The following is a 14749-nucleotide window of genomic DNA, read 5'->3' as shown; positions in this document are numbered from 1 at the left end:
TGTCAGGTTTCGGATACGCGCAGTGCGGGGAGGACCTGACGTTTCATGAAATTGATAAAACCTATCTGGTCACGAGAGACGTTATGGATGAACACCTCCTCAAATCCGCAGTCTTTTGCCACGAAGATCAGCTCGAATAGCCTATCCGGACCCGTGACAAGCGGAATGACCTCATCGATGTCCTCGGGCTTGACGTGCCGCGTTGCCCTCTCGAAATCCTTGGGCATCGGAAGATCCGCCAAGGCAGCGGGCGGCAAAGTTGCGTTCCGCCATTCTTCAAAAGCTGCTGCTCTCGCCTGGGCCTCGGTTTGCGCCCAGGAAACTTGTACCTGCAATGCAAGCGGCTTGCCCTGCCCGCCACCATGGCGGTAAACGTCCCTCATCTCGTCAAGCTTCTGCTTCGGTTTGTTGACCGTAACCAGTCCGTCGGACCATCCGCCCGCCCATTGTGCTGTCTCGTTGGACAATGCCGCGGCAAACAGGGCTGGTGGCGTAGCTGGCAGTGACCAGAGCCGCGCCTTGTCGACCGTAAACCAGCGATCACGCCGGTCCACCTCTTCGCCGCGCAGAAGGGCGCGGATAATCTCGGTGCCTGCGAGTAGGCGCGCATTGCGTTCTGCCTTTGCAGGCCATTTGCCGCCGACGACATGTTCGTTGAGAGCCTCCCCGCTCCCCATCGCGATCCAGCGCAATCGGCCGGGAAACATTTCGCTGATCGTTCCGACAAGATGTGCAAGGACCGTCGGGTGATAGCGCAAGCCGCCTGGGATCGCTAGACTGCCGAACGGGAGCGACGTTTTGGCCATGGCTGCACCAAGCCACGCCCAGTTGTTCCCGGAATTACCCTGACGGCTCAACCATGGGGCGATGTGATCAGAAGTCATGATGGCTTGAAAACCAGCATCCTCCGCAGCTTGCACGTATGATAATAGATCGCTGGGCGCAAACTGCTCATGAGATGCATGGTATCCGATGATCATGCGCAGCTTCCTGTCATTCTCGCTCGACGTGGGTTTGGCCGATTCCATGGGGATTACGAGCACCCGCGAGGCATCCACCAAAAACGAGAACGCGCTGCGTAGTTCGATGGTTCCCTGTCAACGGGATGAGTGTGGCCTTGGGCCTGCTGAGCGAGATGTTTTTTTGCTGCCCAACCGCGATCCCACCGGGGGCCGCGGGCTTAATCGGTAGTTACCCAATCGTGAGCCGAATAACCGTATCGGCACCGTAACGTTAACCGGGCGTCGAGCAAAATGTGGGATCTGGCGGTATGACCAGACTTGCCCGTGATCCTCTTTATCGTCGCCACCGATTTCCAGCTGACGTGATTGCCCACGCCGTTTGGCTCTATTTCCGGTTTCCGCTCAGTCTGCGAATGGTCGAGGATATGCTGGCCGCGCGTGGCGTCATCGTTTCTCACCAGACGGTGCGGCTCTGGGCTGAGAAATTCGGCAGGCACTTTGCAAATGATATCCGGAAGCGATCGACCGGCAGGTTCGGCGACAAATGGCACCTCGATGAAGTTGTCATCACGATCGCCGGCAAGAAACATTGGCTTTGGCGCGCCGTCGATCAGGGCGGCTTCGTACTTGACGTGTTGGTCCAGAGCCGCCGAAATACCAAGGCTGCAAAGCGTTTGATGCGAAAGCTTCTGAAAGGGCAAGGTCGTTTACCCCGTGTGATGATCACCGACAAACTTCGGTCCTATGCCGCCGCAAAGCGCAATATCATGCCCGGCGTCGAACATCGCTCGCACAAGGGCCTAAACAACCGGGCAGAAAACTCCCATCAATCGATCCGAATGCGAGAGCGGATCATGAAGCGTTTCAAGTCAGCGAGGCACCTGCAACGCTTCGTTTCAATCCACGACCCGATCGCCAATCTCTTTCATATTCCCCGCCACGACATCCCATCCAGCCATTATCGCGAGCTTCGAGCAATAGCCATGGAAAAATGGCACCAGATCGCACGCCTGCGCGTCGCCTGAACCAAAGACATAATCCAAAACCCTGCCTTCGAAGCGTTAAGTTTACAGTGCCGTCTGGGGGGTTCACCAGCCGTCGCCGGGTTGGTGTCGCGCTGCCGGAGGGCGAAAGAGGCTTCAAGCACGGTTGGGTTCCCGGGCAGCGAGGAACGGCATGAATGACAGCCGGTTGTCCTGGATGACGGACTCGGCCTGATCCTCGGAGACGAATATACATTGCCTGCGGCACCAAGTTCTTGAACATCAAACACGACGGGAAGACAGGTCGGCCGCCCTTCGGCTCCTCAGACCGCTTCAGCGTCTTCGCCAATGGCTTCTCAAACACAAGCCAGGGGATGATCGCGTTGAGTTTCTCAAGCGGATCACGCATCCTTGCGCGCTTTGAGACCCCCTCGTCTCCGTGTCGAGAACGAGACTTTTGAGGGGGATACTCCGGGCGCGGGTTTGGCGCAACCGCGCGCGGCACCAGTTTCGTAAGGATGCGGTAGCGGCCCGTCTGCGAGAGATGCCGGGCCATGTCCTCTTCACTCATCGGGATGGCATGTTTGTCGGGTTTGGCGGATTTGGATGCGACACGGGTGAAAATCGGATCGTCCGCAGCCTGCTCCGAAAACGTGTCAAACTGTTCTGCTGTTCCTTGTCATAGCCCCGCCGCCAATTTTCTTACTTCAAAACACGGCGCGATCGGCAGCTCAACCTTGTTGCCGGGGGGGACGCTTTCAGCCAATCTGGTGAGCAAGGTTCACAACCGCGCAGTTTCGCGGAGCGACAGATCTTGGGTCGTTGCGCAGACGTCCAAAACAAAGGGCATACCAGATGCAGCAGAAACTGCGAAATCCGTTCGCCTCCCGCAAGACCGGTTAAAAGGGTTGCCGTAGGAGGTTTAGCATAGCGACGGCGACGCCGGAAACCGGGACCGACGGCCCCCGGCGCACGGGTCTGCTCTAAATGGATGTCCACCACATTGATGTTCGCAATTACTCCATTTCGCCTTGAAGGGATGTGAACCGACGTACGAGAACAAACAACTTAGTTAAGGAAGCGATTTGATTTTGAGAGCTGCAGATTGGCTTGGGCTATTCAGCTAGGCAATTGCATTGGTCGACATTCGGCACACGCAGATTTCGATACCAGTTATGTTGGACTGGCGGACCGAAAAAGCGACTAACCCAAATTGGTCCAGCAATTCAAAACTCGCCATTGAAGAGCGCGGTTAAGGTGTGATCACTTCTTTCAGCGCTGTGAGAAACATATCGTTCTCAACATCTGTGCCGATCGATACCCTAAGCCAGTTGTCAAAACCGGCTTCTTTCCAGGGCTTGACGACGACCCCGTTCATCAAAAGAGCCTGTGCCACCTCGTAACCCGGCTTCGGCGTTCTTACGAAGATGAAATTTGCCGACGACGGCGCGGCAAACAGCCCAAGATCGGTGACTTGCAGCGCGACGCGCTGACGTTCCGCCGTTATTTTTGCAACAGAGGCTTCCATCCATTCCTGATCGCCGAGCGCGATCGTCGCTGCCATTTGCGCAGCGGAGTTGACGTCGAAAGGCGGCTTGGCGCGCTTCAGCATATCGGCAATCCCGGCGTTTGAGCACAGGCCGTAACCGACCCGCAGGCCTGCCAGACCATAGGCTTTTGAAAACGTCCGCAGAACGACGCAGTTGAGGCCGCTGCGACCCAAGAACCGCGTCCCGTCGACTTCATTCTGGAACTCGAAGTAGGCCTCGTCGATGACGAAGAGGGTCTCCGGACTTGTGGCTGCCGCAAGACGCTCAAGCTGAAGCATGCCCAGCGTACAACCGACAGGGTTGGAGGGCGTCGGCAGGAAGAAGACGGCAGGCTTCGCGGCGAGCGCCACCTCAAGCGCGGCAATATCGAACTCCATATCTTGCGTCATCGGGATCTTCGTGACCGTTGCACCGGCCGCGATCGGATCGATCTCATGCAGGCCGAAACTCGGCGTGACGGTCAGCGCTCTACTTCCAGTGACCAAATAAGCGCGGGAAATGGCTGCCACGATTTCCTCGGATCCGTTGCCCACCACGATATTCTCGAGGGCAACATTGGTTCTGGCTGAAATCGCCTCCCGCAATGCCGTGCAACCAGGGTCCGGATAACGCGACGGATCAAACAGATCCGACGCGAACATCGCTCGGACTTTAGGCGAGCAGCCATATGGATTCTCATTGCTGGCGAGCGCAGCAATCTGCGATCTACCACTGACCTTCCGTGCAAACTCGATATTCATGCCGGCATTGTAGAGCGGAAGGTCGGCAATTGCCGGATTTGGGACGAGCTTCACGTCGGACTCCAACTGTTTGATGCCTACTCTGAGTGGCGGGGTTTCACCTGACGGCGTTTCGCGACAAAGCGTCGGTTCGTTCCCTGTCACTCCACCTGTGTGATCGGCGCAGCGAACGTGCTGGAGCGGGCGACTTCGGACGTGTGCTCGCCGATATGCGGCGCTCGCGGCCGCGTTCCGCCGAGACGCTTTCCGCCGAGCGTCAGCGGCAGCGCTGGAAGCTTGGAGGCCATTCCGTTGCTCAGCACCACGTCGATCATGCCATGGTTCGCGTTGAGATGCGGATCGTCCAGCAACTCGATGGGTGTGCAGACCGGAGCAAACGGCAGGCCAAGCTGCTCGACAGTGGCTTTCACCTCGGGTGCGTCGAGCGACAGGAACAGACTGCGGATTTCGGGAATAAGCCAAGAGCGAGCCTGCTGGCGCAAAGCATTGCTTGCTAGTCGGGGATCGGCCAGCCAGCCGGACCTTTCGAAGGCCACGCAGAAGTCATGCCACTGCTGGTCACCGACAATACCGACGAACAGTTTGTTGCCATCGGCGAGATCGAAAAGATCGTAGGCCGGCCAAGGACGTTCGGTGACCGAGAAGGGTGTCGAGGCCTGGCCCGTTATGACCTCCGCCAGCATGGCGGGAGCCATCAGGAAGGCAGCGTTCTCGTAGAGTGAAGCTTGCACTTCCTGGCCAAGACCGGTGGTTTGTCTTTCGCGCAATGCCGCCTGGATACCGATCACGCCGAACATGGCGCCCATGATATCGTTGACGGACGCACCGGTTCGTAACGGCCGATCTGGCAATCCCGTCATGAATGCGAGACCGCTCATCATCTGGACGACCTCGTCCAGCGCGGTACGATGTTGATAGGGGCCCGCGAGAAACCCCTTGAGCGAACAATATATTAGCTCTGGATGTTGGCTCTTCAGGCTCTCATAGTCCAGCCCTGTTGCTTTCATCATGCCAGGCCGAAAATTCTCGATCAGAATATCCGTTTCGGCAATCAGGTCATCGAGAACGGCACGGTCCTCATTGAGCGTCAGATCGAGCGCCACACTTTTCTTGTTGCGACCGAACGTGTCGAAAAAACCGGCGGCAAGACCCGTCAGATTGCGGGTGCGATCACCTTTGATCGGTTCGATCTTGATCACGTCAGCGCCGAGATCGGCGAGGATCAGACCACAGCATGGCCCCATGATCATCTGGGAAAATTCCAGAACTTTGATGCCGCTTAAGGGAAGGGTCTTGGTCATGTGCGCATTCCGTATGCTTTGGGAATCCCCGACGTGAAAATATGGCTCGGCATGGGATCGTTCGGAAGAAACGTGTGAAGGGCATGGGTGGCGATCAGAAGCGTTTCGAGGTCGATCCCCGTGCGCTGACCTGACGTCTCCATCATGTAGACAAGGTCTTCGGTCGAAATGTTGCCGGATGCACCCGGCGCGAACGGGCAGCCGCCAAGACCGCCGAGCGCCGCATCGAAACGGGTGATCCCGACCTCCAAAGCGGCGTAGGCGCAGGCCATGCCGGTTCCGGTCGTGTCGTGCAGGTGAATGCGCAACGGAATGTCCGCACCTGCCGCAGATCGGACGCCCGCGACGATGTCTTTCACCTGCCGAGGGCTGGCATACCCAACTGTGTCAGAAATGCAGATCTCGTCGGCACCGATGTCGCGCGCCTGCTCGGCAAGCCTGAAGACGCTTTCAGGATCGACAGCCCCCTCAATCGAGCAGCCAAATGCCGCGGCAATCGCCAGGACGAGCTGGGCCGGGCGCTCGGCGGAGGCCATGGAGATCTTGACCGCCTTCGCCGCCTCCATCTGCTCGGTCGGCGTGTTGCGGACATTGGCGAGGTTGTGGCTGACGCTTGCCGACACCACGAAGCTCACGGAGTCAACGCCTGCGGCAACCGCTCGCTCGGCCCCTTTGGGATTGGGCGCAAACGCAGAGAGGAAAACATCTGGTTTGCTGCGGCCATGGGCGACCAACTCGACAGCATCTGCATATTGTGGAAATCGCGCCGGCGGCACGAAGCTTGTGACGTCGAATGACCTGACGCCGGCTGCGTAAAGCATGTCGAAAATCTGCATCTTCGTCTCCGGCATCAACACCGTGTCGACGAGCTGCAGCCCGTCGCGCAGCACGACGTCCGATATGGAAATATCGCGGGTTGGCATGGCCGCCCCTCCTAAAATTGATTGCGTTCGTGATAGGTCTGGAGAAACTGCTTGAGGCGCGGCTCCTCTGGAGAATAGAGAACATCCCGTGGAGGGCCGCAGCGAACGATCCGGCCTCCGTCAAGAAAGGCAACTTTGTCGGCGACCTGCGCTGCAAAGCCGATCTCATGCGTGACAACGATCATCGTCATCCCCTCTTTCGCCAGATCGCGCATGACTTGAAGCACCTCGCCGACAAGTTCTGGATCCAATGCAGAGGTCGGCTCGTCAAACAGCATCAGATGAGGGTCCATGGCAAGCGACCGCGCGATTGCTACGCGCTGCTGCTGTCCGCCCGAAAGGGCCGCGGGATAACCGTCAGCCTTGGCCGCCAGTCCCACCTCCTCCAAAGTCTCCATCGCCTTGCGATGAGCATCGGCCTTGGACATTCCCTTTACCTGCCGCAACGGATCGGCGACATTGTCGAGGGCGGTCATGTGAGGCCACAGATTGAAGTGCTGAAAGACCATGCCGATGCTGCGTCGCATGGCGCGCAACTGCCCCCCGCGCATCAGTTTGCGCGCGCCCGAGGACATGTCGTAGCCCATCAGCTTGCCCTCCACCAGAATTTCGCCTTCGTCATAGGACTCAAGGAAATTGACACAGCGCAGGAGCGTACTCTTGCCAGACCCGCTCGGCCCAATGAGGCAAAGGACCTCGGATTTCTCGGCGACGAGATTGACGTCGTGCAACACCTTCAACGGACCGAATGACTTCGAAACGCTGGCGATACGGACCATTTCTTCCGCCATTATTCGCTCCTGACAGTGTGCCGCATGACGCGGCGTTCGATATAGTGGCCGGCCCTGGCGATGGAACTGACGACGATCCAGTAACCGAGGGCCAGCGCGAACAGGGATTCGAAAGCTGCAAATGTTTCGATGGACATTTTCTGAACCTCGTAAGTCAGCTCGGGGACCGAGATAATGGAAAGGACAGAGGTCTCCTTGCTGACGACGATCAATGCGTTCACAAGTGACGGCGTGATTGCGACCAAAGCTTCGGGTGCCTGAATCCGACGGAAGATTGCAAGGCGTGGAAGTCCCAAGCTGATGCCGGCTTCGACATGACCGCGGGGAACGGCGTTGAAGCCGACCCGGTAGATTTCTGCCATATAGGCGCTGCCGTGAAGCGAAAGCGCGAGAATGCCGGCCGGCAGGGGCTCTAGAACCAGACCAAAGGAAGGGCCTGCTCCATAGATGAAGAAGGCGACCAGAAGCGGCGGCGTCCCGCGAATGATCTCAGTGTAAAACAGGGCCGCGGCGGACAGAATGCGGCTCGGCGAGATACGGCACAGCACCACGACAAAACCGATCGCCATGGCGCCCGCGCTGCCGGCGACCCAGCACAGCAGGGTCGTGCCCAATCCACTCAGCAGTGCCGGACCATAGGGGACGATTGCAGAGAGATCGAAGTTCATCGGCCTGCTCGCCTCATTCTGTGCTCGAAAATCCGACCGGCAAGAAGCAGGATCTGCGTGATGACGATGTAGATGGCGCAGGTGGCGGTGTAGATCTCGATTGGACGAAATGTTGTCGACACGATATTCTGGCTCGTGCGCGCCAGTTCCGCGATACCGACGACCGAGATCAGCGAAGAGGATTTCATCATCAGCGTCAGTTCGTTCATGAGCGCCGGCAATGCCAGGCGAAACACCTGAGGAAGCAGGATGGTGCGCCATATGCTGACAGGGTCGTAGCCAAGCGTTCGGGCAGCTTCTATCTGGCCTTGCGAAATGCTGCCAAGGACGCCGCGCAGGATCTCAGCCACATAGGCGCCACTGATCAAGCCAAGCGCGAGGACAGACGCCATCGTCGCCGACATGTCGATTCCGGCAAGCGGCAGGAAATTATAAAAGAGCAGCAACTGGACCAGAAGCGGCACCGAGCGGAAGTAGCTGACATAGGTGCGGGCAAAGAACTCCGCGACAGCAATTCCGGAACGGCGCAGAATGAGAACCAACGTTCCGATCGGAATGCCGACGATCGTTCCAAGCACCGATATGTAGATTGTGACCAAGGCGCCCTCCAGAAGGAAGGGAAGCGTATGTAATATCGTTTGCATGGGTTCTCGCCAGCATTCTTTGCTCAGTTAGATCTGCGGTTCGGGCATGACTGCCGGCAGATCATAGGCTTCGCCGAACCATTTTTTCTGGATGGCGGCCATGCGTCCGTCTGCAATGACCTTGGCGAGGGCCACGTTGATGGCGGCAATCAGGCTCTTGCTGTCTTCGTCATTGCGGGCGATCCAGCCGTAATAGGTCGGGATGCCGAATGTCGGCTTAACGACTTCGAACGTATCGGGACGCTGCTGCGCGGCATAGGAGACGTTTGCCAAAGAGCTGGCGGCAGCCGTGACGCGGCCGATTGCGAGATCGGCATAGAGCTGGTTGTTGTCCGAATACTCGCGAATGGTAACGGGGGTGGTTTCGTTGAACCGTTGTACCTGGCGCAGGATGGCGCTGGACTTCACCACCCCGACGGTCTGCCCTTTGAGGTCTTCAGGCTTGGTAACCGCTGCATCGCCCTTACGCTTCATGAATGCGCTGCCGGAGAAGGCGAAAGGATTGGTAAAGGCGTAACGGGTGACGCGTTCTTTCGTGGCATTGATGGGCGCGCCGACGAAATCGAATTTCCCCGATTCCAAGCCAGGCAGGACGCTTGTCCACGGCAGGTCGACGTAGTCCATCGCAAGACCAAGTTCCTTGCCGATCTCGTCGAAGAGATCCCTGTTGACGCCGACATATTTGCCATCGACCTTCATGTCGAAGGGCGCGAACTGCATCTCGGTTACGACCACCAGCTTGCCCGCAGATTTCGCTTTCTGGAGTGCATCGGCAGCGGCAATGTTTGGCGCCAGAACGCTCACAGCAAGGACGATGCTCGCAAGGTGTGCACCCGCGGATCTCTTGAAAGCAGTCCGGATAGTTGAGACGAAACTTCCCATTGTAACCTCATCTTTTTTGCCCGGACCGACGGCCCGCAGCGTTCCCCTTTTGATTGGCTTTCATAGCCAATATCGAACAATTTATCATTTAATGCCTATTGAAGAAGCATGCTTTTAATATAGACTGCTTTAGCTAAATTAAACTTGGGTGCCCCGGACTTGTCCCTAAAAAACCTTCCGCCGATGAAATCCCTGATGGCGTTTGAAGAGTTCGGCCGCCTCGGAACAATGACGGCTGCCGCGGAAGCCCTTGGCATCACGGTTGGAGCTGTCAGCCAGCATATAAAGAGCCTCGAGAGGTCTGTCGGTATCAGTCTGGTGACGAGAGCGGGTAATAGCGTCAAGCTGACCAGTGCGGGGCAATCCTATCGAAACTTCCTGGCTCGGGGCTTTCAGGAATTTCAGGATGCCCAAGATGCCGTGAGAAAAATCCGATCCACCAGCTCGATCACGGTGAGCAGCTTGCGCTCCCTTGCGGCAAAGTGGCTGGCCCCAAGGATGGTGGAATGGCAGAAGATCAGCAATGGCGCAAAAGCGCGTCTGCAAGGCGACTTGACTGAGCCGAACCTGGAGAATGGTGACGCCGATTTCCGCATTACCTATGGCCGGCATATAGAACCGCATCGACAATATGCGCGCCTGTTTACAGATATTGTGCTGCCCGTCTATGCACCCGGCTTCAAAGGCCGAGAGTTGGTAACGCGGCCGGAGCATCTCTTGCAATTGCCGCTCATCGAGATTGAATGGGCAGACAGTGAAGGACAGTCTCCAGGGTGGTCACAATGGGCAGCAGTACACTGTAAAAGCTCCCCATTTATCGAGCCTACATTGGTGTTTTCATTCACCAATGCGGCGCTCGATGCAGCGCTTTACGGTGAAGGCGTGGTTCTCGCGCAGTTGTCCATGGTTTGGGACGACATTGTAGCGGGCCGCCTGATCGTGCCATTCGACCTCCGGCTTCCCATGCCACAGCCCTACTATGTCGCGTGGTCTTCAGCCGCCTTCGACAAGCCTGCTGGCCGGGAATTTCATCGATGGATATTGAGCAAGGGGCGGCAGCAGGGAGATCTCGTCATCGATCCGTCCAAATGCATGAAAACAGGACGGGCCCATGAGGACAGCCGTCAGGCTTTTAAATGACGATAAGCACCACGCCAGTAAAGCAGGGGTTCGTTTGCATCGAAAGTTGCAATCGTCCGGACCAGCCCAATGACGATGGCATGAGAGCGATGAATGATCGCCTCTTCCAATTCACAGTCGAAGCTCGCCAAGGCTCCCTCCAAAGCCAGTCCTCCAGTCTCCATCTGCCACCATCGGGCGCCTTCATAGCGGTCGGCACCCTGAGCGCCCCCGAATCCCGAGAAGGATTGTGCCACCGCTTGATGTTCAGCCGATAATATATTGATGCAAAAGTGTCGGCCACGTTCAAGTGCTCGCCAGGAAGAAGACCCGCGGTTCAGTGCGGTCATGATGGTTGGTCCATCTGCAGAGAGCGCCGTGACCGACGTTGCCGTGAAGCCGGTACGTTGATCCCCCTCACCAGTCGTCACGACACACACGGCGCCGGCCAGATGCCGCATGGACGTTTTGAACTGATCCGCACTTGGTTTTGGAAGCGAGGGGCCGGAGTGCTCGTCCTCAGCCATGTTCCGCTCCGGCGATCCTTGCAGCAGCGTATCGGTTCGGCGGCATCGAAAGGCCAAGATTGTCTCGAAGGGTCGCGCCCTCATATTCCTCTCGGAATAACCCGCGACGACGCAGTTCCGGCAGAACAAGCTTGACGAAGTCGTCGAGACTGGAAGGCAGCGTGGGGAACATCAAGATGAACCCGTCGGCGGCACGTGTCTCGAACCATTCTTCCATATAGTCGGCGATCTGCGTTGGCGTGCCGGTAATGCCATTGCCGGTATGTCGTTCGGCATAGTGGCGGATGAGCTGGCCCACCGTCTGACCCTGCTTCACAAACTCCACTAGCTGATCGAACATCTTGCGCGATCCTTTCGGCTCGGCCGGCAAACGGTCCATTGGAAATGGTTGGTCGAACGGAACGCCGCGAAGATCGGCTTCCAGGAACTCCGAAAGCATCAGGCGTCCGACGTCCGGATGCAGGTTGTCGATCAGGAAATCAACCTTAGCCTTGGCTTCGGTCTCGGTCTCGCCGACATTGATAACAATGCCCGGCATGATCTTCATGTCGTTGGGATTGCGCCCAAAGGCCGGCATGCGCCCCTTGACGTTCTGGTAAAAGGCGCGATTGCTGTCGATATTGGAGGCAAGGCTGAACACGATTTCGGACGTGCGGGCGGCAAGTGCCATGCCGGCTTCCGATCCGCCGGCTTGGGCAATCACCGGCCGGCCCTGGGCGGACGGCGCAATGTTCAGCGGTCCGCGAACCTGGAAATTCTTGCCGACATGGTTGAGGATATGGAGCTTGTCCTTGTCGTAATAGACGCCCTCTCCGCGATCGAGCAGAAGCGCATCTCGTTCGAAACTGTCCCAGAGCCCGAACACGACATCGATAAATTCCTGGGCGCGCTCATAACGGACGGCATGCGGATCGAGGCCCAGGCGGTTGAAGTTGTACCCAGTTTCGTCGTGGTCCGAAGTAACGACGTTCCAACAGGCGCGGCCGTTGCTGAGCTGATCGATCGACGCGAAGATGCGGGCGACGTTGAACGGCTCGTAATAGCTCGTTGATAGGGTTGAGACCAAGCCCAGCTTGTCGGTCATCACCGACAGCGCCGATATGAGCGAGAGGGGTTCGAAACGGTTCGCCTTTGTGGGGCTGCGCGACAAAGCATCTGGATCCCCGACACCGGCAGCGGCGGAGTCGGCCAAAAACATGAAATCGAACTTGGCCGCCTCCGACTTTCTGGCAATGTCGAGCATATGGGCGAAGTCGGTTGCCGCGGTCACCTTGCTCGCTGGATGGCGCCATGAAGCCGGATGAAAACCGAAGGTATATACGAACGTACCAAGCTTCATCTTGTCCAGTCGCTTCATATTGTTCCCCTTTGATTTTACAGTGAATTATCTGGGAGATTATGAAGTGGCGTTCACGGAAGCAATATTGAACGAGTGTTGGGAAGCTTAAGCTGGACTAAAGTAGTGTCGCCGATACAGGCGGGTGGGTATCGGCGACGGGCATGGATGCCGTTTCTGTAACTGCGGCTCCAAATCGGTTGATCGGCCAATTGGCATTGCTCTGATCCAGAGCACAAGGACGTTGCTTCCTTCTCGAAGCCGGGTCTCTTTTCCACAGTGCTCCGGTCCCAAGCCCGAGGTCACTCGGCTCACAGTTAAAGACGAATGCCCATGCGTTTCGCTGCCTGCGCTGCCGGCGTGTGCCGCTTCGGGACCACCGAAACCACGTGGGCGAAAACCGTGATGAGCAAAGCCTCGCCAGCGCGCAAGCCCTTGTCGCGCAATTGCGGCAAAGACCGAACGGGCTCCGGCGTGATGTCCACGGCGGCCCGCACGAGGAGCCTCTGTACCCACCTCAACGGCCTTGGCAAGATTGGCGCCTGGTTCATGATCGCGAGGAATTCCCCTAAGATGTCAGAGCCCTCCAAATCCGGTGCCATTTCAGCGAGAATGTTTTCCCATTCGCGCCAGGAACGCGGCGCACCTGTCGCCCCGAAGAGCTCTGCTGATGGGCCGCTTTCGGCGAAGGCGGCGTCCTTATCGGTGGACGACAACGAGGCCGCGAAGCGATGATAGGCCTCGGTAAAGCCGAATGTCGCAGTTGCTTGAACCCAGTTGAGCAAGCGGGGATCGTTCGCAAAGTAGGGCTTACCGTCGGGTGTTGCCCCGCGGACCTTATCATGGATCGATACAACATGGGCGATGACCTCTCTGGCCTTCGATTGTGCCGCGTATGCTGTGATCATCGCAGCAAAGCCGGTGCGGTGCAGGCGCTTTGCCGGATCGGTCCGAAAACTGCTGTGATCCCACACGCCTGACCGCACCGAAGGTTCAGCCAGTTCTAGCAGAACAGCTGAAACGCCGCCTACGAACATTGTGATCGGATTACTGAAAACGCGCCACGTCACACCCCCAGCCGGCGCGAGAGAAGGCTCTCCCGCGGGCTGAGCAAAGTTTATATCCATGCCCGGTGGCGGTTTAAGAAGTTCATCAAATGCACTCATTATTACACCTCGCTGATTATTAGGAGTGACAGTGACGACGCTCGCCTTCAAAGTGGCAACGCGATTTCACTATGTCGGCCCGAGATATGACAAGTGACTAGTCATAAATAGGCGATACTATGGGAAAGACAATGGTAGGATTGCGGCAGGATGCTCGAAGGTCGCGATCCCGTACCGCTATGCACCGTGCACTTTTCGAGCTGCTTTTGGACATTCCACTCGATAAGATTACGGGGGCTATGGTGGCCGAGCGCGCCGGCGTCGGTTATTCTACCTATTTTCGGCATTATACGGATGTTTCGGCACTTGTCCTCGATGCTGTTGAAATTCTGACGGATGCCCTGGCGCAGGCTATGATGCCTGCGTTGATGCGGCTTGATGGGGCTGGAGCTGCCCGGGCGTTTATCGAGGCCGTGAATGCGCGACGGCGGGAGGTCAGCGCCCTCACTCGGGTTGGAAACGCGCTACGCGCTGAACTCAGGCATCAAGTCGTTGATCGTCTCGCGTCTTCGCCGGATCCGAACGCGACCCGTCTGCCGCGTCGACTTGCGATCAGGATTGCAGTGGCATCGACCGTCGAACTGCTGGATTGGTGGCTCAATGAGGAGCCTGACCGGAGCACGGGAGAGATCTCGGAGCTGCTGAGCTCCCTTATACTTCAACCGCTCATGATACGAGACTGAAACCAAAAGTTTCGGTGTGCTTCAGACATCTCTGCCGGTGCCGTGCGGGGCCACTCCGGTAGTAATTCGTCTTGTCGCTTACTCGACTTAGGGAGCCAGCCTGAGATTAAAGTGACATCGGGGATGCCGCTCGGGATCGATTTCCAATTATCCAGACGTCCATACTTAGGCGATCACCTTAAATGTCGGCCATCGGCAGCGGCGCGGAGAAGGCTTATTCCTGCAACATCAGTCGCTGGCTCGTGACCGTGGGCTGTCTGTCCAACGCGAGGTTACGGCGGGATGACACTGACTCTAGCTTAAAAACCTGAGGCCTTAAATTTGGCGATAACCACTCGGGGAACCGCAAGACGCGAGCGGCCCTCGATTTCTCTCTCCACGAGAGCATGTAGGAATGCGGAAGTGATGGGCCGGCAAGGGGATTAAGATGTCCTTTGTCACCGACAACACCGAACACACCACGTCCGGGAACAG

At 57.5% G+C, this 14749-nt stretch carries 14 protein-coding genes; 3 read left to right on the top strand and 11 right to left on the bottom strand.

The genetic code is table 11. The annotated features are described in order from the left end of the window. Positions 1-2: 2 nt before the first annotated feature. Positions 3-980, bottom strand: a complete 978-nt coding sequence (locus G6L01_RS26205; protein ID WP_070167334.1) for a TIGR03885 family FMN-dependent LLM class oxidoreductase — start codon at positions 978-980, stop codon at positions 3-5. Positions 981-1270: 290 nt separating this feature from the next. Here G6L01_RS26205 and G6L01_RS26200 point away from each other — a divergent pair, with 290 nt between their 5' ends. Beyond that, the gene (locus G6L01_RS26200; RefSeq protein ID WP_060720071.1) at positions 1271-1987 is read left to right on the top strand and encodes an IS6 family transposase; all 717 of its coding nucleotides are present in this window, start codon (positions 1271-1273) and stop codon (positions 1985-1987) included. A gap of 1210 nt (positions 1988-3197) precedes the next feature. Here G6L01_RS26200 and hisC read toward each other — a convergent pair. From hisC to G6L01_RS26165, 7 genes are all read right to left on the bottom strand, one after another. After that, complete coding sequence (gene hisC / locus G6L01_RS26195; RefSeq protein WP_070167324.1) at positions 3198-4301, bottom strand: histidinol-phosphate transaminase; 1104 nt, start codon at positions 4299-4301, stop codon at positions 3198-3200. Between the two features lie 74 nt (positions 4302-4375). Beyond that, positions 4376-5536: a CaiB/BaiF CoA transferase family protein gene (locus tag G6L01_RS26190; protein ID WP_060716610.1), complete on the bottom strand. Its 1161-nt coding sequence runs from the start codon at positions 5534-5536 to the stop codon at positions 4376-4378. Continuing rightward, the gene (locus G6L01_RS26185) at positions 5533-6459 is read right to left on the bottom strand and encodes a hydroxymethylglutaryl-CoA lyase (RefSeq protein WP_060716611.1); all 927 of its coding nucleotides are present in this window, start codon (positions 6457-6459) and stop codon (positions 5533-5535) included. The genes G6L01_RS26190 and G6L01_RS26185 overlap by 4 nt, the downstream gene beginning before the upstream one ends. An 11-nt stretch (positions 6460-6470) precedes the next feature. Continuing rightward, positions 6471-7250 carry an amino acid ABC transporter ATP-binding protein gene (locus G6L01_RS26180; RefSeq protein ID WP_081088920.1) on the bottom strand — a complete coding sequence of 260 codons (780 nt, stop codon included), beginning with the start codon at positions 7248-7250 and terminating at the stop codon, positions 6471-6473. Continuing rightward, a complete protein-coding gene (locus tag G6L01_RS26175) occupies positions 7250-7918 on the bottom strand; it encodes an amino acid ABC transporter permease (RefSeq protein ID WP_060716613.1) in 669 nt (222 codons plus the stop codon). The genes G6L01_RS26180 and G6L01_RS26175 overlap by 1 nt, the downstream gene beginning before the upstream one ends. Further along, entirely contained in the window at positions 7915-8562 is a 648-nt protein-coding gene (locus G6L01_RS26170) for an amino acid ABC transporter permease (RefSeq protein WP_060716614.1), read from the bottom strand. Before G6L01_RS26170 ends, G6L01_RS26175 begins: the two co-directional genes overlap by 4 nt. A gap of 27 nt (positions 8563-8589) precedes the next feature. Next, a complete protein-coding gene (locus G6L01_RS26165) occupies positions 8590-9444 on the bottom strand; it encodes a transporter substrate-binding domain-containing protein (RefSeq protein ID WP_081088921.1) in 855 nt (284 codons plus the stop codon). A gap of 195 nt (positions 9445-9639) precedes the next feature. Here G6L01_RS26165 and G6L01_RS26160 point away from each other — a divergent pair, with 195 nt between their 5' ends. Further along, positions 9640-10584, top strand: a complete 945-nt coding sequence (locus tag G6L01_RS26160; protein WP_060716615.1) for a LysR substrate-binding domain-containing protein — start codon at positions 9640-9642, stop codon at positions 10582-10584. Here the strand turns inward: G6L01_RS26160 and G6L01_RS26155 are convergent. The 3 genes from G6L01_RS26155 to G6L01_RS26145 form a co-directional block, all read right to left on the bottom strand. Next, positions 10569-11090 (bottom strand): flavin reductase family protein, encoded by a 522-nt coding sequence (locus G6L01_RS26155; protein ID WP_060716616.1) that lies wholly within the window; start codon positions 11088-11090, stop codon positions 10569-10571. The genes G6L01_RS26160 and G6L01_RS26155 overlap by 16 nt on opposite strands. Next, positions 11083-12447, bottom strand: coding sequence for an LLM class flavin-dependent oxidoreductase (locus tag G6L01_RS26150; protein WP_060716617.1), 1365 nt, complete (start codon positions 12445-12447; stop codon positions 11083-11085). Before G6L01_RS26150 ends, G6L01_RS26155 begins: the two co-directional genes overlap by 8 nt. 296 nt (positions 12448-12743) lie before the next feature. Next, positions 12744-13592: an oxygenase MpaB family protein gene (locus G6L01_RS26145; RefSeq protein WP_156545263.1), complete on the bottom strand. Its 849-nt coding sequence runs from the start codon at positions 13590-13592 to the stop codon at positions 12744-12746. A 179-nt stretch (positions 13593-13771) separates the two neighbouring features. On the opposite strand from G6L01_RS26145, the gene G6L01_RS26140 reads away from it, so the two are divergent. Then, positions 13772-14275, top strand: a complete 504-nt coding sequence (locus G6L01_RS26140; protein ID WP_060716618.1) for a TetR/AcrR family transcriptional regulator — start codon at positions 13772-13774, stop codon at positions 14273-14275. The last annotated feature ends 474 nt before the right edge of the window (positions 14276-14749 follow it).

Source organism: Agrobacterium vitis (assembly GCF_013337045.2).
Lineage (GTDB): Bacteria > Pseudomonadota > Alphaproteobacteria > Rhizobiales > Rhizobiaceae > Allorhizobium > Allorhizobium vitis_B.
Note: the sequence above shows the minus strand (reverse complement) of the source record. Positions and strands in the feature narration are given on the sequence as shown.

Coding starts and splice junctions, on each gene's coding strand:
- G6L01_RS26145 (WP_156545263.1), bottom strand. CDS start 13,592: ATGAGTGCATTTGATGAACTTCTTAAACCGCCACCGGGCATGGATATA.
- G6L01_RS26180 (WP_081088920.1), bottom strand. CDS start 7,250: ATGGCGGAAGAAATGGTCCGTATCGCCAGCGTTTCGAAGTCATTCGGT.
- G6L01_RS26185 (WP_060716611.1), bottom strand. CDS start 6,459: ATGCCAACCCGCGATATTTCCATATCGGACGTCGTGCTGCGCGACGGG.
- G6L01_RS26160 (WP_060716615.1), top strand. CDS start 9,640: ATGGCGTTTGAAGAGTTCGGCCGCCTCGGAACAATGACGGCTGCCGCG.
- G6L01_RS26200 (WP_060720071.1), top strand. CDS start 1,271: ATGACCAGACTTGCCCGTGATCCTCTTTATCGTCGCCACCGATTTCCA.
- G6L01_RS26140 (WP_060716618.1), top strand. CDS start 13,772: ATGCACCGTGCACTTTTCGAGCTGCTTTTGGACATTCCACTCGATAAG.
- G6L01_RS26150 (WP_060716617.1), bottom strand. CDS start 12,447: ATGAAGCGACTGGACAAGATGAAGCTTGGTACGTTCGTATATACCTTC.
- G6L01_RS26190 (WP_060716610.1), bottom strand. CDS start 5,536: ATGACCAAGACCCTTCCCTTAAGCGGCATCAAAGTTCTGGAATTTTCC.
- G6L01_RS26205 (WP_070167334.1), bottom strand. CDS start 980: ATGATCATCGGATACCATGCATCTCATGAGCAGTTTGCGCCCAGCGAT.
- G6L01_RS26165 (WP_081088921.1), bottom strand. CDS start 9,444: ATGGGAAGTTTCGTCTCAACTATCCGGACTGCTTTCAAGAGATCCGCG.
- G6L01_RS26155 (WP_060716616.1), bottom strand. CDS start 11,090: ATGGCTGAGGACGAGCACTCCGGCCCCTCGCTTCCAAAACCAAGTGCG.
- G6L01_RS26175 (WP_060716613.1), bottom strand. CDS start 7,918: ATGAACTTCGATCTCTCTGCAATCGTCCCCTATGGTCCGGCACTGCTG.
- G6L01_RS26170 (WP_060716614.1), bottom strand. CDS start 8,562: ATGCAAACGATATTACATACGCTTCCCTTCCTTCTGGAGGGCGCCTTG.